16 protein-coding genes are annotated in these 17,149 nt (G+C 65.5%); 7 read left to right on the top strand and 9 right to left on the bottom strand.

The features are described from left to right. Positions 1-150: 150 nt before the first annotated feature. A complete protein-coding gene (locus KI241_RS24220; RefSeq protein WP_212803080.1) occupies positions 151-4,464 on the bottom strand; it encodes a DEAD/DEAH box helicase in 4,314 nt (1,437 codons plus the stop codon). Positions 4,465-4,778: 314 nt separating this feature from the next. Between KI241_RS24220 and KI241_RS24215 the strand changes: the two genes are divergently transcribed. Then, the gene (locus tag KI241_RS24215) at positions 4,779-5,663 is read left to right on the top strand and encodes a sugar nucleotide-binding protein (RefSeq protein WP_042729460.1); all 885 of its coding nucleotides are present in this window, start codon (positions 4,779-4,781) and stop codon (positions 5,661-5,663) included. Further along, on the top strand, positions 5,656-6,585 hold the full coding sequence (locus KI241_RS24210; RefSeq protein ID WP_042729457.1) for an NAD-dependent epimerase/dehydratase family protein: 930 nt from the start codon (positions 5,656-5,658) through the stop codon (positions 6,583-6,585). The genes KI241_RS24215 and KI241_RS24210 overlap by 8 nt, the downstream gene beginning before the upstream one ends. Positions 6,586-6,720: 135 nt before the next feature. On the opposite strand, the gene KI241_RS24205 is transcribed toward KI241_RS24210, so the two are convergent. The 5 genes from KI241_RS24205 to KI241_RS24185 all read right to left on the bottom strand — a co-directional run bounded on the left by KI241_RS24205 (position 6,721) and on the right by KI241_RS24185 (position 10,902). Then, positions 6,721-7,419 carry an OmpW family outer membrane protein gene (locus KI241_RS24205; protein WP_042729456.1) on the bottom strand — a complete coding sequence of 233 codons (699 nt, stop codon included), beginning with the start codon at positions 7,417-7,419 and terminating at the stop codon, positions 6,721-6,723. Positions 7,420-7,667: 248 nt separating this feature from the next. Continuing rightward, positions 7,668-8,186 carry a DUF3299 domain-containing protein gene (locus KI241_RS24200; protein WP_042729455.1) on the bottom strand — a complete coding sequence of 173 codons (519 nt, stop codon included), beginning with the start codon at positions 8,184-8,186 and terminating at the stop codon, positions 7,668-7,670. A gap of 11 nt (positions 8,187-8,197) precedes the next feature. Further along, positions 8,198-9,463, bottom strand: a complete 1,266-nt coding sequence (locus KI241_RS24195) for an ABC transporter permease (protein ID WP_212803079.1) — start codon at positions 9,461-9,463, stop codon at positions 8,198-8,200. Position 9,464: 1 nt separating this feature from the next. Further along, a complete protein-coding gene (locus KI241_RS24190) occupies positions 9,465-10,175 on the bottom strand; it encodes an ABC transporter ATP-binding protein (protein ID WP_212803078.1) in 711 nt (236 codons plus the stop codon). A 139-nt stretch (positions 10,176-10,314) separates the two neighbouring features. After that, a complete protein-coding gene (locus KI241_RS24185; protein WP_212803077.1) occupies positions 10,315-10,902 on the bottom strand; it encodes a DUF2796 domain-containing protein in 588 nt (195 codons plus the stop codon). A 126-nt stretch (positions 10,903-11,028) separates the two neighbouring features. Here KI241_RS24185 and KI241_RS24180 point away from each other — a divergent pair, with 126 nt between their 5' ends. Beyond that, on the top strand, positions 11,029-11,388 hold the full coding sequence (locus KI241_RS24180; protein ID WP_123579622.1) for a hypothetical protein: 360 nt from the start codon (positions 11,029-11,031) through the stop codon (positions 11,386-11,388). A 41-nt stretch (positions 11,389-11,429) separates the two neighbouring features. Here KI241_RS24180 and trxA read toward each other — a convergent pair whose 3' ends face one another. The 3 genes from trxA to KI241_RS24165 all read right to left on the bottom strand — a co-directional run bounded on the left by trxA (position 11,430) and on the right by KI241_RS24165 (position 13,601). Next, complete coding sequence (gene trxA, locus KI241_RS24175; RefSeq protein ID WP_212803076.1) at positions 11,430-12,302, bottom strand: thioredoxin; 873 nt, start codon at positions 12,300-12,302, stop codon at positions 11,430-11,432. A gap of 178 nt (positions 12,303-12,480) precedes the next feature. Next, on the bottom strand, positions 12,481-13,140 hold the full coding sequence (locus KI241_RS24170; protein WP_123579624.1) for a 50S ribosomal protein L11 methyltransferase: 660 nt from the start codon (positions 13,138-13,140) through the stop codon (positions 12,481-12,483). Beyond that, positions 13,137-13,601, bottom strand: a complete 465-nt coding sequence (locus tag KI241_RS24165; protein WP_042729448.1) for a YbaY family lipoprotein — start codon at positions 13,599-13,601, stop codon at positions 13,137-13,139. The genes KI241_RS24170 and KI241_RS24165 overlap by 4 nt, the downstream gene beginning before the upstream one ends. Positions 13,602-13,728: 127 nt before the next feature. Here KI241_RS24165 and nrdR point away from each other — a divergent pair, with 127 nt between their 5' ends. The 4 genes from nrdR to ribBA are packed head-to-tail and all read left to right on the top strand — an operon-like array spanning position 13,729 to position 17,143. Further along, complete coding sequence (nrdR, locus tag KI241_RS24160) at positions 13,729-14,193, top strand: transcriptional regulator NrdR (protein ID WP_013694316.1); 465 nt, start codon at positions 13,729-13,731, stop codon at positions 14,191-14,193. After that, positions 14,190-15,323: a bifunctional diaminohydroxyphosphoribosylaminopyrimidine deaminase/5-amino-6-(5-phosphoribosylamino)uracil reductase RibD gene (ribD, locus tag KI241_RS24155; RefSeq protein ID WP_053144089.1), complete on the top strand. Its 1,134-nt coding sequence runs from the start codon at positions 14,190-14,192 to the stop codon at positions 15,321-15,323. The genes nrdR and ribD overlap by 4 nt, the downstream gene beginning before the upstream one ends. A gap of 46 nt (positions 15,324-15,369) precedes the next feature. Further along, positions 15,370-16,035 carry a riboflavin synthase gene (locus KI241_RS24150; RefSeq protein ID WP_053144091.1) on the top strand — a complete coding sequence of 222 codons (666 nt, stop codon included), beginning with the start codon at positions 15,370-15,372 and terminating at the stop codon, positions 16,033-16,035. A 16-nt stretch (positions 16,036-16,051) separates the two neighbouring features. Then, a complete protein-coding gene (gene ribBA, locus KI241_RS24145) occupies positions 16,052-17,143 on the top strand; it encodes a bifunctional 3,4-dihydroxy-2-butanone-4-phosphate synthase/GTP cyclohydrolase II (protein WP_053144092.1) in 1,092 nt (363 codons plus the stop codon). Positions 17,144-17,149: the final 6 nt, after the last annotated feature.

Genomic DNA, 17,149 nt, shown 5'->3' with positions numbered 1-17,149 from the left:
AAGCCCGCTCCCACAGGGAAATGCATCTTCACAGGGAAATGCATTCTGACAGGGGAATACATTTCAACTGTGGGAGCGGGCTTGCCCGCGAAGAGGCCCGCCCAGACACCCTCAACCTTTCTGATCGTTCCCACGCTGCGCGTTCGATCCTCAACCTTTGTGAATGAGTTTGCTCCGGATATCAGCCATCGCCTGCGCCTCCAGTTCAACCCAGAACAGCACCTTCCCGGCCACCTGCGCCGCGACCGGCACGCCATCGCGATACACCAGCCGATTGCTCGCCAGCGCCGGCACCTTCGCCCCCGGCAGTAGGGTGCCGGCGAGGTTCAGCGGGTCCACGCCACACACGGCAACCACGCTGCTGTCGGCCGGGCGGCGGCGCACTTCGCGTAGCAGGGGGATCGCCTCGGGCAGGGCGAATTGTTCGCCGGCCAGGCCACTGACAAAACGTCCTCCGCGGATTTCCCCCCGCGCCTCCAGGCGATGGAAGGTGCGCAGCAACTCACGCCAGCTCGGCAGCCAGTCGGCCTCGCGCTCCAGCAACCGCCAGAACACCACGCCGTAGCGGCGCAGCAGGGTCATGGCAATGTGTTCCAGGGTTTCGGGCGGCGTGGGCGCGGGCCGTTTGCCTTCTGCGGGCGCCGGCGGGTTGCGGCGCAGCAGGGCCCAGCGCCCGGCGTCGTCCATGCCGCCGACAAACGCCCCGCGCCCGCGCCGGCTGCTGCGGGTCTGACGCTTGCTGGCGGGGGTGATCAACGCGCGCAAGCCGGCGAAGCTGTCGGCATTCACCAATCCGGCGCCCACCAGTTCCTGCAAGGCCATTTCCAGCTCGGTGCGCAACAGGTGGGCTTCGTGCAGCAACTCGTCGAAAAACAAAGCACCGTGGTCGCTGAGGGCCTGATGGACCTTTTGCGTCTTGGGCGACAGCTCGCTGACGGGCGTCTGCTCGGCCAGGCTGCTCCACAACGCCACCTGGCTGCGTGGCAACAGCACCACCGGCGTGCTGCGCAGGGCGCTGGCGGCGAGCTTCTGCCGCGCGCTCAAGCGTGTCCAGACCACCTTGCCGCTGCGGCACAGCTCATCGAGCCAGTTGGCTGAGTAGTCCTTGATGCGCGCGGGCAGCAGGTCGCTGTCCCAGGCCACAGCGGCCGCCGGATAACCTTCGAACTGGCTGACGATGGACGGCAGTACGGCGCTGCCACGGCCTTGGGTCGAGGGCGACAGGTGCTGCCAGTCGAACAGAAAACGCATGAAGTCCTGCAAGCTCACCGGTTCGATTTCCCGGCGCAGGCGTTTGACGGTGTAGCGGTGGATACGCGCCAGCAAATGCCGTTCGCACCATTCTTCCTGACCGGTCCCCGGCGTGAACCGCCCACGCAGCACATAGCCTTGCTGTTCCAGGTGCGCCAGGGCCAGGGTGACCTGTGGCGTCGACAGCCCCAGCGGGTAGGCGATGGCCGTCAGCGGCAGCGGGCCGAAGGCGCTGAGCCGGGCGCGGAGCATCTCCACCACGGCATCGTCGTGTTCCCAAGGCTCATCGAAACCGGTCAGGGGCGCCAGCGGTGGTTGCCAGCGGGCCTGTGGATAAACCGCCTGCGCGCACGTCAGCCGCTCCAGGGCCACCCAAAGGCCGCGTTCGGCGCTGATCTGCACGTGGCTGGCGCGTCCCTGTTCAGCCAGCGTCTGCAACCAGCCATGCCAGGCCGGGTGGGCGCTGGCTTCGCTGTCGGTAATGCCGGCCAGGCTCATCAGCGCTTCGTGCATTTCATCGAGATTGGCCGGGGTCGGCCAGGCTTCTTCGCGCACCGACTCGATGGCTTCGGCGTCCAGGGCACCGAGGTCATCGGTGGCGTGCGGATCGCTCCAGCGCCGGTTGATCACCGCCTGGGTGCGCCGTTCTTCCAGCGGCGCGTCGTCGAGAAAGGTGTAGGGCCGGGCGCTGAGGATTTCTGCCGCCAGGGGCGAAGGCGCGGGCAGGTCACGACTGATCAGCCGCACTTCACCGGCCTCCATGCGCCGCAGCAGCGCCAGCCAGCCTTCGCTGTCCATGGCTTCGTGCAGGCAGTCGTCGAGGGTCTGTTCCACCAGCGGGTGATGGGGGATTTCCCGCTCACCGGCCAGGTTTTCCAGGCACGCGATCTGGTCGGGGAAGACGCTGGCGATCAGGTCTTCGCTTTTCATTCGCTGGATCTGCGGCGCGACTTTGCGCCCGCCGGTGTAGCGCGGCAAGGCCAGGGCCACGCCGGCGTTCCAGCGCCAGCGCACGCCGAACAACGGCGCGTCGAGGACCGCCTGGACAAGGATCTGCTCGGCGCTGTGGCTGTTGAGGTAGCGCCAGACCTCGTCCAGCTCGAAGCTGTGGCTGGTGGACAGCGACAGCACGATGGCGTCTTCGCTGGCGGCGGCCTGCAGCTCGAAATTGAAGGTGCGGCAGAAGCGCTTGCGCAGGGCCAGCCCCCAGGCGCGGTTGATGCGGCTGCCGAACGGCGTGTGGATGATCAACTGCGTGCCGCCGGACTCGTCGAAGAAACGCTCCATCAACAGAGTGTCCTGGGACGGCAGCGCGCCGAAGGCCAGGCGCGCCGGAGCCAGGTAGTCCAGCAGTTGTTCGGCGCTGGCCAGGTTCAGGCCCAAGGTGTCGGTGAGCCAGTCGAGGGCCGGTTGCAGGTTGCCCGGCGTGGCGCTGAGCCGTTGATCCAGCTGTGCTTGCAGGCGAGCCACGGCCAGGGACAGTTCAGCGCTGCGCCCCGGCGCTTCGCCGAGCCAGAACGGGATGGTCGGCGGCTGGCCCTGGGCGTCCTCGACGCGCACGCGGCCGGCCTCGACACGAATGATGCGGTACGAGGTATTGCCCAACTGGAACACGTCGCCGGCGATGCTCTCCACCGCGAAGTCTTCGTTGACGCTGCCGATGTTCAGCCCCTGGGGTTCGAGCAGCACGCTGTAGTCGGCGTTGTCCGGGATGGTGCCGCCGCTGGTCACGGCGGTCAGCTTGCTGCCCCGGCGCCCGCGCAGGGTCCGGGTCACGGCGTCGCGGTGCAGGTAGGCGCTGCGCACGCCTTGGCGGCCATTGAGGCCTTCGGCGAGCATGTGCAGCAGCGCCTGGTAGTGTTCGTCGTCCAGCTGGGCGTAGGGCGAGGCGCGGCGGAATGTGTCAAGGAGCGCCTGTTCCGGCCATTCCTGGCAGCTGACCTCGGCGACGATCTGTTGGGCCAGCACGTCCAGCGGCGCCTCGGGAATGTGCAGGATGTCCAGTTCACCCCGGCGCACGCAGTCGAGCAGGGCGACGCATTCGATGAGGTCGTCGCGGGTGGTGGCAAACAGGCGGCCCTTGGGCGTGCCGCCGACGTGGTGCCCGGAGCGGCCGACCCGTTGCAGGAACGCCGAGATCGAGCGGGGCGAGGCGATCTGGCACACCAGGTCGACGTCGCCAATGTCGATGCCCAGTTCCAGGGACGCGGTGGCGATCAGCACCTGCAATTCGCCACGCTTGAGGCGTTGCTCGGCGTCGAGGCGAAACTCTTTCGCCAGGCTGCCGTGATGGGCGGCCACGGCGTCCTTGCCCAGGCGCTCGCTCAAGTGCCGGCTCAGGCGCTCGGCCAGGCGGCGGGTATTGACGAACACCAGGGTGGTGCGGTGCGCCCGCGCCAGTTCGGCGAGGCGGTTATAGACCAGTTCCCAGACGTCGTTGGCCATCACCGCCGACAGCGGCACGGGCGGTACTTCGATGTCCAGGTCCCGAGGGCGGGCGTGGCCGATGTCGACGATTTCACACGAACGGCCTTCACCCACCAGAAAGCGCGACACCGCTTCGATGGGTTTTTGCGTGGCGGACAGGCCGATGCGCACCAGCGGTTCGGCGCACAGGGCTTGCAGGCGTTCCAGGCTCAAGGCCAGGTGGCTGCCGCGTTTGCTGGCGGCGATGGCGTGGATTTCATCGACGATGACCGTGCGCGTGCTGCCGAGCATCTGCCGGCCGGAGTCGGAGCCGAGCAGGACGTAGAGCGATTCCGGGGTGGTCACCAGGATATGCGGCGCAGTCTTGCGCATCGCCGTGCGATCTTTCTGCGGCGTGTCGCCGGTGCGCACGGCGGTGGTGATGGGCAGGGGCGGCAAGCCCATCTGGCGCAGTTGTTCGGTGATGCCGGCCAGGGGATTTTGCAGGTTGATCTGGATGTCGTTGCTCAAGGCCTTGAGCGGCGAGACGTAGACCACCAGGGTCTGGTCCGGCAAGCCACCCTGTTCGAGGCCGCGGTGCACCAGGTCGTCGAGCACCGCGAGAAACGCCGTCAGGGTCTTGCCCGAACCGGTGGGCGCGGCCACCAGGGTCGAGCGACGCTGGCTGATCAACGGCCACGCCTGGGCCTGGGCGGCCGTGACCGCCGGGAATGTCTGGCTGAACCAGGCGCGGACGGCGGGGTGAAAGCCCGCCATGGCGTGGTCGGCTGCAAGGGGCAGATTCATAGGAGCAGTTATGCGGGTGGGGTGGGGAAGATGCAAGTACCGGCTGAGATCTCTGTCGACAGAGAGGGCCCTTTCGCGGGCAAGCCCGCTCCCACAATTAATCGGGTTTCGTCAGACCAAATGCGGTCGACTGTAGGAGCGGGCTTGCCCAGGCGGCGATCCGACGAAGAGGGCCTGAAGGACAGCCCACCTCCAGGATCTGCACATTACGGATGACGGTTGCGCACTAAACCCGCAAAATGCAACGATTCCGGCAACGCCTGCGGGCGTTGTCGACCAAATTCTTGTGCCAACAGACTGGGCCTGCTGACTTTATGCGAATGCGCCTTATGTTACTGGGCGGCGGAAATGCCCTTGGGCAGGCGCTGATTCGCCTCGGTGCAGAAGAAGACATCGGTTTTCTTGCCCCCCGCCCACCTGAAGACGGTTGGGATGCCGCGAGCCTGACGCAGTTGCTCGACGACACCCGGCCGGACGCCTTGATCAACCTGGCGTACTACTTCGACTGGTTCCAGGCCGAGGCTGTCAGCGAGCAGCGCCTGACCAGCCAGGAGCGCGCCGTCGAGCGCCTGGCCGAACTGTGCCAGCACCACAACATCATCTTGCTGCAACCGTCGAGCTATCGGGTGTTCGACGGTTCCCGCGCAACGGCCTACAGCGAAAAGGACGAGCCGGTGCCCCTGGGCCTGCGCGGTCAGGCGTTGTGGCGGATCGAACAAAGCGTGCGCGCCACCTGCCCGCAACACGTGCTGCTGCGATTCGGCTGGTTGCTGGACGACAGCGCCGACGGCATCCTCGGACGCTTTCTGGCCCGGGCCGAACAGCCGGAAGAACTGTTGCTGGCCGACGACCGTCGGGGCAATCCGACGCCGGTGGACGATGCGGCGCGGGTGATCATTTCGGTGCTCAAGCAACTCGATTGCGCAGCGCCGCTGTGGGGCACCTATCATTACGCCGGGCATGAGGCGACCACGCCGCTGGCGCTGGGCCAGGCGATCCTGACCGAAGCCCGGGCCCTGCATCCGCTGGCGATCGAGTCGCCCACGGCCCAGGCCCACGCTGCACGCCCGGACGCCGCGCAAGAACCGCAACACGCGGTGCTGGCCTGCAAGAAAATTCTGCACACCTTCGGGATCAAGCCCCGCGCCTGGCGCGCGGCGCTCCCAGGCTTACTGGATAGGTTCTATCGCCATGGCTGACGGCCCTGTTTTAATCACCGGCGGTGCGGGTTTCATTGGTTCGCACCTGACCGACGCCTTGCTCGCCAAGGGACATTCGGTGCGCATCCTCGATGACCTGTCCACTGGCAAGCGCAGCAACCTGCCGCTGGATAACCCGGCCGTCGAGCTGATCGAAGGCGACGTCGCCGATGCCGCCCTGGTCGCGCGGGCCATGGTCGGTTGCAGCGCCGTGGCGCACCTGGCCGCGGTGGCCTCGGTGCAAGCCTCGGTGGACGACCCGGTGCGTACGCACCAGAGCAATTTCATCGGCACGCTGAATGTCTGTGAGGCCATGCGCCAGGCCGGCGTGAAGCGGGTGCTGTTCGCCTCCAGCGCGGCGGTCTATGGCAACAACGGCGAAGGCCAGTCCATCGACGAGGACACGCCCAAGGCGCCGCTGACGCCGTATGCCTCGGACAAACTGGCCAGCGAGTTCTACTTCGATTTCTATCGCCGCCAGCACGCGCTGGAGCCGGTGGTGTTCCGCTTCTTCAACATCTATGGCCCGCGCCAGGATCCGTCCTCGCCGTATTCCGGGGTCATCAGCATCTTCAGCGAACGGGCGCAGAAAGGCCTGCCGATCACCGTGTTCGGCGACGGCGAGCAGACCCGGGATTTTGTCTACGTCGAAGACCTGGTGGACTTGCTGGTGCAAGCCATCGAGAAACCGGACGTGGAAGTGGGCGCGGTGAACGTCGGCTGGAACCAGGCGACGACCCTCAAGCAGTTGCTCGAGGCGCTGGCGGCGGTGATCGGCAACTTGCCGCCGGTCAGCTACGGCCCGGTGCGTTCCGGTGACATTCGCCACTCGCGGGCCGACAACCAGCGGTTGTTGCAGCGCTTCAGCTTCCCACCGCAGACGCCGATGAGCGTAGGCCTGGCGCGGCTGTTGGGCCGCTGATCTGCGGCCAATAGAAACAACTGTGGGAGCGGGCTTGCTCGCGAAGGCGTTCCGTCAGTCACATTCAAGTGACTGACCCTCCGCCTTCGCGAGCAAGCCCGCTCCCACATTGTTTGTGTCGCTATCGAGTTTGGCTTAGAACTTGTAGCCCAACCCCACCATGTAGATCCATGGATCCACGTCGACATTCACCTTGGCCCGGGTGCCTCCGGCCACGGCGTTGTTGTCGACATACGCCGTGGTGTCGATGTCGATGTAGCGCACCTGGCCGTTGATCATGATGTTGTCGGTCAGCATGTAGTCGGCGCCCACTTGCCACGCCATGCCCCAGCTGTTGCTCGCGCGAAAGTTGCTGAAGCCGTTGGCGCTGGCTTCGCTGCCGACGTGTTCGTCATAGATCCAGGTGTAGTTGATGCCGGCGCCGACATAAGGTTGGAAAGCCGACTTGGCGTCAAGCGGGTAGTAGACCAGGCTCAAGGTCGGCGGCAGGTGCTTGAGCGTGCCGAGCTTGTTGTTGGCAGCGCCCAGGGCGGTGCCCTTGATCTTCACGTCGTGCTCGAACGGCGAGGCCGCCAGCAATTCGATACCCAGGTTGTCGGTGATCATGTAGGCGAAGTTCAGGCCCAGTTGCGTGTCGCTGCTCATGGTCGCCTTGCCGCCCAGGTCGGCACCGGCCAGCGGACCGCGGTCGACCTTGACGCTGCCGCTGTCGGCCTCTGGATTGACGGTAATGGCACCGGCGCGAACGATGATATCGCCGGCGGTATGGGCCTGGGCGAGTGGGGCTGCGAGCGCGAGGGCAAAGAGGGAAGCGCTGAGCAAGGACTTGTGCATGGGGGCTCCAGAGGACATTTCAAAAGGGATGTCCCATGGTACGGAGCCGCCTGGCCCGGTCTTTTGACACAGCTCAATGAGTCTTGGTCGATTAATTGACTCAGCTCAATGAAATGATGATGAGCAAGCCTTGACGGCCCCATCGCGAGCAAGCTCGCTCCCACACAGGTCGCATAGGCACTGAGCTCTCCTGTGGGAGCGAGCTTGCTCGCGATAGCTATCTGACGGACTGCCCATCAACACCCGATTCACTCTGGCAGTTCATACACATAGATCTTTTCGGCCTCCATCTGATACCCGGCATCGGCCAGTTCGCTGGTAGACGGCTTGACCTGCATCGGCCCTTCAACCCAGTAGGGCTGGTACAACTCGTCGAGTTTGACCCCGACTTCGCTCTTCACATGCACGATCTGGTTGGAGGGCGGTGGCGGTACATGGATGCAGGCGCCGAAGTACGGCACCAGCAGGAAGTCCGTGGTGCGACCTTCCTCGCTGACTTCCAGCGGCACGATGTAGCCCGGCAAGCGAATCCGCTGGCCGTCGAGTTCCTTGACCACCGGTGCGTTGGGCAAGTCCTGCCTGGCCGCGGGGGCGGACTCGGCGGCCAGGGCGTTGCCCATCTGCGACAGGTCGTGCAGCGGGGTCATGTTCGGCACTTCCGGCGGTGCGCCCGCCGGGATCATTTCGGTCCAGGCCAGGTCCCTCGGCTCGGCCGCCCACAGGGGCAGGGCGACCATCATCAACAGCGCAAACAGGGCGCGGGGCATCTTCACGGTCCTCATAAACGGATCGACAAGCCATCGGCCAGCGATTGGCGATAGGCGCGCCAGGCCGGCACGCTGCCCATCAGCAGGGCGGCGACCAGGATGCCAGCCATGAGCGTCCATTCATATTCGCTCGGCCAACCCAGCGGCAGATACAGGCCATAGGCCGACTGTACGTAACCCTGGGCGGCGCCGATGCCGATGTACAGCAGGGCCAGCCCGGCGGCCACCCCGGCCAGCGCCAGGGCGAAGGCTTCGAGCACCAGCAGGCTAGCGATGTGCCAGGGCCGCGCGCCCACCGAACGCAGGATGGCCATTTCCCGACGACGCTCGTTGAGGCTGGTGAGAATCGCCGTGAGCATGCCGATCAAACCGGTCAGGACCACGAACAGCGAGATCACGAACAAGGCTTCTTCCGCCGTGCCCATCAGGCTCCACAATTCCTGAAGGGCCACGCCGGGCAGGATCGCCAAGAGCGGTTCGCCGCGGAACTCATTGATCTCGCGCTGCAAGGCAAAGGTGGAAATCTTGCTGTTGAGGCCGAGCATGAACGCGGTGATGGCTTGCGGCGTGAGGTCCATGTTGCGCGCCTGGTCGGCGCTGATGCGACCATTGCCCTGGGCCGGCACGCCGTTTTTCCAATCGATGTGGATCGCTTCCATGCCGCCGAGGCTGATGTGCAGCGTGCGGTCCACCGGGGTGCCGGTGCGCTTGAGAATGCCCACCACGGTGAAGGGCTTGTCGTCGTGTTTGACCAGGCTGATCGCCGCGACCCCATGGGCCAGCACCAGTTTGTCACCGAGCTTGTAGTGCAGCGCCTCGGCCACTTCGGCGCCGAGCACCACTTCGAAAGGGTCGCTGGCGAAGGCCCGGCCATCGGCCAATTCCAGGTGTTGCTGGCGGCCGTACTGGTAATGCTCGAAATAGGCCTCGGTGGTGCCCATCACCCGGTAGCCGCGATGGGAGTCGCCGAGGGACATGGGGATGGCCCATTTCACTTTTGGGTTGCTGGCGAAGTGTTCGAAGCTGTCCCAGCGGATGTTGTTGGTGGCGTTGCCGATGCGAAACACCGAATACAGCAGCAGGTTCACCGAGCCGGAACGGGCGCCGACAATCAGGTCGGTGCCGCTGATGGTGCTGGCGAAACTGGCCCGCGCCTCGGTGCGCACCCGCTCCACCGCCAGCAGCAGGCAGACGGACAGGGCGATGGCGAACGCGGTGAGGATCGCGGTGAAACGGCGGTTCGCCAGGCTGGCCATGGCAAGACGGAACAAATACATCTCAGACCTCGACAGGCGTGGCGGCGCGATTGAGATCGGCCAGCGAGAGGTTGCGGTCGAACAGCGGCGCCAGGCTCTGGTCGTGGCTGACGAACAAGAGGCTGGCGCCGGCCTCGCGGCATTCGGCGAACAGCAGCCGCAGGAAGTTTTCCCGGGCGTCATAATCCAGGGCCGAGGTTGGCTCGTCGGCGATCACCAGCTCCGGCTGGCCGATCAACGCCCGGGCGGCGGCGACCCGTTGCTGCTGGCCGATGGACAGCGAATCGGCCCGGCGTTCCAACAAACTGGGGTCGGTCAGCCCCAGGTGGGTTAGCAGCGTGACTGCGGCCTGGTCGACACTGCCGTGACGGTGCCTGGCCCGTTGCGCCCGCAGCCTGGAAAAGTGGCAGGGCAGCTCGACGTTCTCGCGTACCGAGAGAAACGGCAGCAGGTTGAATTGCTGGAAGATGTAGCCGGTGTGGTCCACGCGAAACCGGTCCCGGCTGCCCGCGCCCAGTTTGCTGAGGTCCTGGCCAAGCAGGCGGATGCTGCCCCGGTCCGGTGTCTGCACGCCGCCGAGCAATCCCAGCAGGGTGGTCTTGCCGCTGCCGCTCGGGCCTTTGAGAAACACCGTCTCGCCGCTTTCCAGGCGAAACGCCGGGATGTCCAGCAGCAGCGGATGCCCGGGCCAACTGAAGCCCAGGTCGGACAGTTCGATGAGTGCTTGGGTCATGGTGGCCAACGTCAGGATTGTGGAGTAGCCCCTGTGGGAGCGGGCTTGCTCGCGAAAGCGGTGTGTCAGGCTGCATCTGTATTGGATGTGCCGGCCTCTTCGCGGGCAAGCCCGCTCCCACAGGGGGGATGCGCAATTCTTAAAATTTAAGGGCCGGTGCTTCGGGCGTCAGTTCCGCGCCTTGCTGGCCGTTCGGGCCGATCATCTGCACGAGGATCTTCCGGGTGGCCGGGAAGACCTTGAACAGCGACGTCAGGTCCAGGTGCGTCAAGGCGCTGGGTGCGACGCAACGGAACTGGTAGCGGGCGTGGATTTCGCTGTGCTCGTGGTGATGCTCGTCGCCATCGGCCTCTTCGTCATGGTCCTCGTGGTCCGGCTCATCGCCGAACAGCGGGCTTTCCAGTTCCTGCTGCTCCAGGGTGCATTTGGCATCGGCCAGGTTGACCAGCGTTGCCGGTTTCTCCAGCTTCGCCCGCACAGCGGCAACCTTGGCTTTGTCGGCGTCGCTGGTGGCGGGGTGTTCGAAACCCACCAGGTTCATCGCCGGGCTGTCCAGCTCCAGTTCCAGGGTCTGGCCGTCGAGCGAGGCGTTGAGCCGGCCGACGCCGTGTTCGTGGGCACCCAGGCTGCCGTGTTCATGCTCGTGGTCATGGTCGTGCTCCACCGCCGCGTGAGCGACGGCCAGGGGCAGCAGGGCGAACGGCAGGGCGAGAAGCAAACGGCGCATGACGGGTCTCCGAGAGGTCGATGATCTGTTATGTAATCTTATAACGTGAACAGAGTTTGACCGCCTGCTTGGCGTCGCGCAAGGGCCATGGGAGCATGCGTACATGAAATATTCAGGAGCACGGTGATGTTGCGGATACGCGGAACGGTCGGCGATTGGCCGGTGGACTTGTCGATCGACATGGACGAGGGCGATTGGGCGCAGCTGGGTGCGCAGTTGCAGGTGATCAAGCCCGCCGAGGCGGCGGCACCTGCGGCCAGACCGGCCAATCAGGACGATGCGCTGTGGCAGATCGCCAAGGAGCTGCTGCGCAAGGCCGGACAACTCAGTGGTCCGGACCTGCTGGAGCAACTGGAAGGATTGACGGGCAGCGCCTCGGCGGGCAAACGCTTGCTGGTGCGGTTGCGACACAGTGCCGAGGTCAAGGTATTGAGCGGCGGCGACACGCCGCTCTATAGCTGGGCCGGAGGGCAAGCTGCAAGCTAGAACCGTCTTGCCGCTTGAGGCTCGTCGCTCGCCACTGCTTTTTAGTACAACGCGGCAAACAGCTTGCGGCGGTAGGTCGTCACCAGCGGATGGTCGTTGCCCAGCAGCTCGAACACTTGCAGCAGCGTCTTGTGCGGCAGGCCTTCGCTGTAGCTGCGGTTGCGCATGAACACCTTGAGCAGGGCGTCGAGGGCCGGTTCGTATTGCTGGCGCGCCAGTTGCTGGATCGCCAGCTGGTACACCGCTTCGTCATCCTGCGGGTCTTTGGCCAGGCGGGCCTTGAGGTCGGCGGCGTCCGGCAGGTTTTTCGCCAGGTCAAGGAACTGGATCTGCGCCTTGGCACCGGCCAGGGCGGCCTTGTGTTCGTCGCTTTTCACCGCATCGAGCACCGTCTGGGCTTCACTCAGTTCACCCCGTTCAGTCAGGCAACGGGCATACAGGATCAGCGCCTTGGCGTTGGTGTTGTCTTCGCCCAGCAACACCGTGAGCAGGGCTTCGGCGTCGGCGAAACGGCCGTCGTCGAACAGCGCCTGGGCCTGCTCGAACGGGTCGGCGGCGGCTGGCGGCGGCATCTGCACGTGCGGCTCGAGCATTGCCCGCACCGCGGATTCCGGTTGGGCCCCGGCGAAGCCATCGACGGGCTGGCCGTCCTTGAACAGCACCACGGTTGGCAGGCTGCGGATGCCGAAGCGGGCGACGATGTCCTGTTCGATGTCGCAGTTGACCTTGGCCAGCAGCAGTTCACCCTGATAACTCTCGGCGATGCTTTGCAGCATCGGCATCAGGGCCTTGCACGGCGCGCACCACTCGGCCCAGAAATCCACCAGCACCGGTTTGTGGAAGGAGTTCGCGATCACCGACTGGTCGAAGTCGGCGGTGGTGGCGTCGAAGATGTAAGGCGTGTCCTGGCTCATGGGAATCTCGTAGAACGCTTGAATGGGGCAACTATACGGCTTGGTGGGGGTGGCTGAAAGCGGGGAGGTCTTTCGTCCCGTGGTATCGGGTAGGCCGCCTTCGCGAGCGAGCCCGCTCCCACAGGGCGCGCGCGAACACTTGAGATCCCTTGTGGGAGCGGGCTTGCTCGCGAAGCTTTTAGCTCTCGCGCCGCGCGTGATACAGGCTCACATGCCGAAATTCCTCAGGCTCAGCCAGGTCCGGCAAGGTCATCGCTTGCAGCCTTTCGATACACCGGTACAGCGGATGCTGGAAATCCCGCACCCTTGAATCGGCCACCAAGGCTTCGCGTCCGCGACTGAGAAACTGGTCAAGCAACGGCAGGTTGGTCCGATCATAGAGCACGTCGGCCACCAGGATCAGGTCGAAGCGGTCGGCCTCGGCGAAAAAATCCGCCGAATAACCCAGCTCCACGCCGTTGAGCGCGGCATTGGCTCGGCACGCCGCGATCGCCAGCGGATCGAGGTCGCAGGCCACCACTTCCAGCGCCCCAGCCTTGAGCGCGGCGATACCGGCCACGCCGGAGCCGGCGCCGAAGTCCAGCACGCGCTTGCCCTCGACCCACTGCGGTTGTTCGACCAGGTAGCGGGCCATGGCCAGGCCGCTGGCCCAGCAGAAACTCCAGTAGGGCGGTTCGTGAAGGATGCGCCGGGTTTCTTCCGGGCTGAAGGCGCGGTCCATGTTGTCGCCGTCGATCAGCCACAGCTTCAGGTCGGTGTCGGGCAGCGGGCAGGCCACCAGGCGCGCGTCTCCCAGCAATTGGCCCAAGGCCTCTTGCAGGTCGTGCGGGGCGTTCATGGCGCCTTGACGAATTGCAGGGCGCCCAGGGCCTGGGTGGTCGGTTGGGTGATGCGCTGTTCCGGCAGGTGCAGGATCAACTGGCCCGACTGGCTGGCCCGTCCACGCAGTTCCACGCGGGCGCCGACCGGAAACGCTTCCGGGTTGAACCGCAGGTGGAAGGGCAGGGCCTGGTTGGTGCCGATCAGGCTGGAACTGGCAAGCAGCTGTTGCGGACGGTCCTTGTCATCGATCACCAGCAGCGCCAGTTCGACTTCGGCCCCGGCCGGCACGCCTTGCAAGGTGCCGCTCAATTCGCGCTGGTAGGCGGGCAGCGGGCCCAGCTCGGCGGCCTGGCGGGCTTTTTCCTGGGCCTGTTTCGGTGCGGGTGCCGGTGCGGGTGCAGCGGGCTTGGGCGCATCGCTGCTGCACGCCATCAGCAGGCTGAAAAGACTGAGCAAAACGAGCGATCGTAGCGGCATGTGTGGCTCCAGCAAGGTAATTTCCATGAATCAGACGGTAAGCCCGTCTGTATACCGTAAACCCTATGGCTTGTCTTGCCAGTGGGATGCGCTACCATGGCCCTCCCTTTTTTTGTTGCCTGCCACCATGCACTGTCCCTTCTGCGGTGCCAACGACACCAAGGTCATCGACTCGCGACTGGTCGCCGAGGGCGAACAGGTCCGCCGCCGGCGTGAATGCCTGGCCTGCGGCGAACGCTTCACCACGTTCGAGACCGCTGAACTGGTGTTGCCGCGCCTGATCAAAACCGACGGCAGCCGCCAGCCGTTCGACGAAGAAAAACTGCGCGCCGGTATGCAGCGCGCCCTGGAAAAGCGTCCGGTGAGCGTCGAGCGCCTGGAAGCGGCGCTGGTGCACATCAAGCACAAGCTGCGGGCTACCGGCGAGCGCGAGGTCAAGTCCCTGGTGGTCGGTGAGCTGGTGATGGCCGAGTTGCAGAAGCTCGACGAAGTCGCCTACATCCGTTTCGCCTCGGTGTACCGACGCTTCCAGGACCTGAACGAGTTCCGCGAGGAAATCGACCGCCTGGCCCGTGAACCGGTGAAAGAATGACCGGCGCGTCGCAGCAGGCAGTCCTTGACGCCCACTACATGGCCCGTGCGCTGGAGCTGGCGCGGCGCGGTCGCTACACCACCCACCCCAATCCCCGGGTCGGTTGCGTGATCGTGCGTGACGGGCAGGTGGTCGGCGAGGGCTGGCACGTGCGCGCCGGCGAACCCCATGCCGAAGTCCATGCTTTGCGCGCCGCCGGTGAGCTGGCCCGGGGCGCCACCGCCTATGTGACCCTCGAACCGTGCAGCCACCACGGGCGCACGCCCCCGTGCGCCGATGCGTTGGTGAACGCCGGCGTGGCCCGGGTGGTCGCGGCGATGCAGGATCCGAACCCGGAAGTCGCCGGTCGCGGCCTGCAACGGCTGGCCCAGGCCGGTATCGCCTGTGAAAGCGGCGTGCTCGAAGGCGAGGCGCGGGCCCTCAACCCGGGCTTTCTCAAGCGCATGGAGCATGGCCTACCGTTCGTGCGGGTCAAGCTGGCGATGAGCCTCGATGGCCGCACGGCCATGGAAAGCGGCGAGAGCCAGTGGATCACCGGCCCGGCCGCACGTTCGGCGGTGCAACGCCTGCGGGCCCAGGCCAGCGTGGTGCTGACCGGCGCCGATACGGTGCTGGCGGACAATGCCCGGCTGACCGTGCGCGCCGATGAACTCGGGCTCGACGCGCAGCAGACCGCCCTGGCCATGAGCCGTCCGCCGCTGCGGGTACTGGTGGACGGTCGCCTGCGGGTCCCGCTGGACGCGGCGTTCTTCAAGGCCGGCCCGGCGCTGGTCGCGACCTGCATGGCGGTGGAGGAACAATACGCCAATGGCCCCGAATGCCTGCGGGTGCCGGGGGATGACGGGCAGGTCGATCTGCATCAATTACTGGTGGCGCTGGCCGCCCGCGGCGTCAACGAGGTGCTGGTGGAAGCCGGTCCGCGCCTGGCAGGGGCGTTCGCCCGGCAAGGGTTGGTGGACGAATTCCAGTTGTTCATCGCCGGCAAGTTCCTCGGCTCCTCGGCGCGTCCGTTGCTGGACTGGCCGCTGGCGCGGATGAAAGACGCCCCGGAACTGAAAATCACCGAAATCCGCGCCGTGGGCGATGACTGGCGAGTCATCGCCGTTCCCGTGTCCCCGGCCAGCGTATAATTCCCGGCTTTCGCGCAAGCGGCGGCCTGTTCTCGAGGAGGACTCCATGTTTACCGGCATCATCGAATCCATCGGCAGCATCCGTGCACTCACTCCCAAGGGCGGGGATGTGCGGGTCCACGTCGAAACCGGCAAGCTCGACCTGAGCGACGTCAAGCTGGGCGACAGCATTGCGGTCAATGGCGTGTGCCTGACGGCCGTCGAGCTGCCGGGCAATGGCTTTTTGGCAGACGTCAGCCGCGAAACCCTCGACTGCACCGCGATGAACGACCTCAAGAGCGGCAGCCCGGTCAACCTGGAAAAAGCCCTGACTCCCACTACCCGCCTGGGCGGCCACCTGGTCAGCGGCCACGTGGACGGCGTCGGCGAGGTGGTTTCGCGTACCGATAATGCACGGGCCGTGGAGTTTCGTATCCGCGCGCCGAAGGAGCTGGCCAAGTACATCGCCCATAAAGGCTCGATCACCGTCGATGGCACCAGCCTGACGGTCAATGCCGTGGACGGTGCCGAGTTCCTGCTGACGATCATTCCGCACACCTTGAGCGAAACCATCATGGCCTCGTATCGGCCGGGTCGCCGGGTCAACCTGGAGGTCGACCTGCTGGCCCGTTACCTGGAGCGCCTGCTGCTCGGTGACAAGGCCGCGGAGCCTGCATCCGGCGGCAATATCACCGAAAGTTTCCTGGCCGCCAACGGCTACCTCAAATCCTGACCCAAGGGGGTGCCGCGTGGCGCTCAATAGCATCGAAGAACTGGTCGAAGACATCCGCCAAGGCAAGATGGTCATCCTCATGGATGACGAAGACCGCGAGAACGAAGGCGACCTGATCATGGCCGCCGAGTGCTGCAAGGCCGAGCACATCAACTTCATGGCCAAGCACGCCCGCGGCCTGATCTGCATGCCAATGACCCGCGAGCGCTGCGAATTGCTGAAGCTGCCGCTGATGGCGCCGCGCAACGGTTCCGGCTTCGGCACCAAGTTCACCGTGTCCATCGAGGCCGCCGAGGGCGTGACCACCGGTATCTCCGCCGCGGACCGGGCGCGCACCGTGCAGGCGGCCGCCGCGAGAGACGCCAAGGCCGAAGACATCGTCAGCCCTGGCCACATCTTCCCGCTGATGGCCCAGGCCGGTGGCACCCTGGCCCGCGCCGGTCACACCGAGGCGGCTTGCGACCTGGCGCGCATGGCCGGTTTCGAGCCCAGCGGTGTGATCTGCGAAGTGATGAACGATGACGGCACCATGTCCCGTCGCGCGGAGCTGGAAGCGTTCGCCGCCGAACACGGCATCAAGATCGGCACCATCGCCGACCTGATCCACTACCGGATGATCCACGAACGTACCGTTCAGCGGATTGCCGAGCAGCCCCTGGACAGCGAGCTGGGCCAGTTCAACCTGGTGACCTACCGTGATTCGGTGGAAGGCGACGTGCACATGGCGCTGACCCTGGGCACCGTGTGCGCCGAGGAACCGACCCTGGTGCGGGTGCATAACATGGACCCGCTGCGCGACCTGCTGATGGTCAAGCAGCCCGGCCGCTGGAGCCTGCGGGCCGCCATGGCGGCGGTGGCCGAGGCCGGCAGTGGCGTGGTCCTGCTGCTCGGGCATCCGCTCGATGGCGATGTGTTGCTGGCGCACATCCGCGAGACCGGCGACCAGGCGGCGGTGAAAAAGCCGACCACCTACAGCATCGTCGGCGCCGGTTCGCAGATCCTTCGCGACCTGGGCGTGCGTAAAATGCGCCTGATGAGCGCACCGATGAAATTTAATGCGATATCCGGTTTCGATCTGGAAGTTGTAGAATACGTGCCCTCCGAATAATGGCCC

Source organism: Pseudomonas sp. Cab53 (genome assembly GCF_018325965.1).
GTDB lineage: Bacteria > Pseudomonadota > Gammaproteobacteria > Pseudomonadales > Pseudomonadaceae > Aquipseudomonas > Aquipseudomonas chlororaphis_E.
The sequence above is the reverse complement of the archived record's forward strand: the minus strand, read 5'-3'. Positions and strand labels throughout refer to the sequence as shown.

What these genes read in the sequence shown, in the direction of transcription:
- KI241_RS24190 (WP_212803078.1), bottom strand. Translation starts at nt 10,175, where the DNA reads ATGACCCAAGCACTCATCGAACTGTCCGACCTGGGCTTCAGTTGGCCC.
- KI241_RS24210 (WP_042729457.1), top strand. Translation starts at nt 5,656, where the DNA reads ATGGCTGACGGCCCTGTTTTAATCACCGGCGGTGCGGGTTTCATTGGT.
- KI241_RS24200 (WP_042729455.1), bottom strand. Translation starts at nt 8,186, where the DNA reads ATGCCCCGCGCCCTGTTTGCGCTGTTGATGATGGTCGCCCTGCCCCTG.
- nrdR (WP_013694316.1), top strand. Translation starts at nt 13,729, where the DNA reads ATGCACTGTCCCTTCTGCGGTGCCAACGACACCAAGGTCATCGACTCG.
- KI241_RS24185 (WP_212803077.1), bottom strand. Translation starts at nt 10,902, where the DNA reads ATGCGCCGTTTGCTTCTCGCCCTGCCGTTCGCCCTGCTGCCCCTGGCC.
- KI241_RS24170 (WP_123579624.1), bottom strand. Translation starts at nt 13,140, where the DNA reads ATGAACGCCCCGCACGACCTGCAAGAGGCCTTGGGCCAATTGCTGGGA.
- KI241_RS24150 (WP_053144091.1), top strand. Translation starts at nt 15,370, where the DNA reads ATGTTTACCGGCATCATCGAATCCATCGGCAGCATCCGTGCACTCACT.
- KI241_RS24215 (WP_042729460.1), top strand. Translation starts at nt 4,779, where the DNA reads ATGCGAATGCGCCTTATGTTACTGGGCGGCGGAAATGCCCTTGGGCAG.
- trxA (WP_212803076.1), bottom strand. Translation starts at nt 12,302, where the DNA reads ATGAGCCAGGACACGCCTTACATCTTCGACGCCACCACCGCCGACTTC.
- KI241_RS24180 (WP_123579622.1), top strand. Translation starts at nt 11,029, where the DNA reads ATGTTGCGGATACGCGGAACGGTCGGCGATTGGCCGGTGGACTTGTCG.
- KI241_RS24165 (WP_042729448.1), bottom strand. Translation starts at nt 13,601, where the DNA reads ATGCCGCTACGATCGCTCGTTTTGCTCAGTCTTTTCAGCCTGCTGATG.
- KI241_RS24195 (WP_212803079.1), bottom strand. Translation starts at nt 9,463, where the DNA reads ATGTATTTGTTCCGTCTTGCCATGGCCAGCCTGGCGAACCGCCGTTTC.
- KI241_RS24205 (WP_042729456.1), bottom strand. Translation starts at nt 7,419, where the DNA reads ATGCACAAGTCCTTGCTCAGCGCTTCCCTCTTTGCCCTCGCGCTCGCA.
- KI241_RS24220 (WP_212803080.1), bottom strand. Translation starts at nt 4,464, where the DNA reads ATGAATCTGCCCCTTGCAGCCGACCACGCCATGGCGGGCTTTCACCCC.
- ribD (WP_053144089.1), top strand. Translation starts at nt 14,190, where the DNA reads ATGACCGGCGCGTCGCAGCAGGCAGTCCTTGACGCCCACTACATGGCC.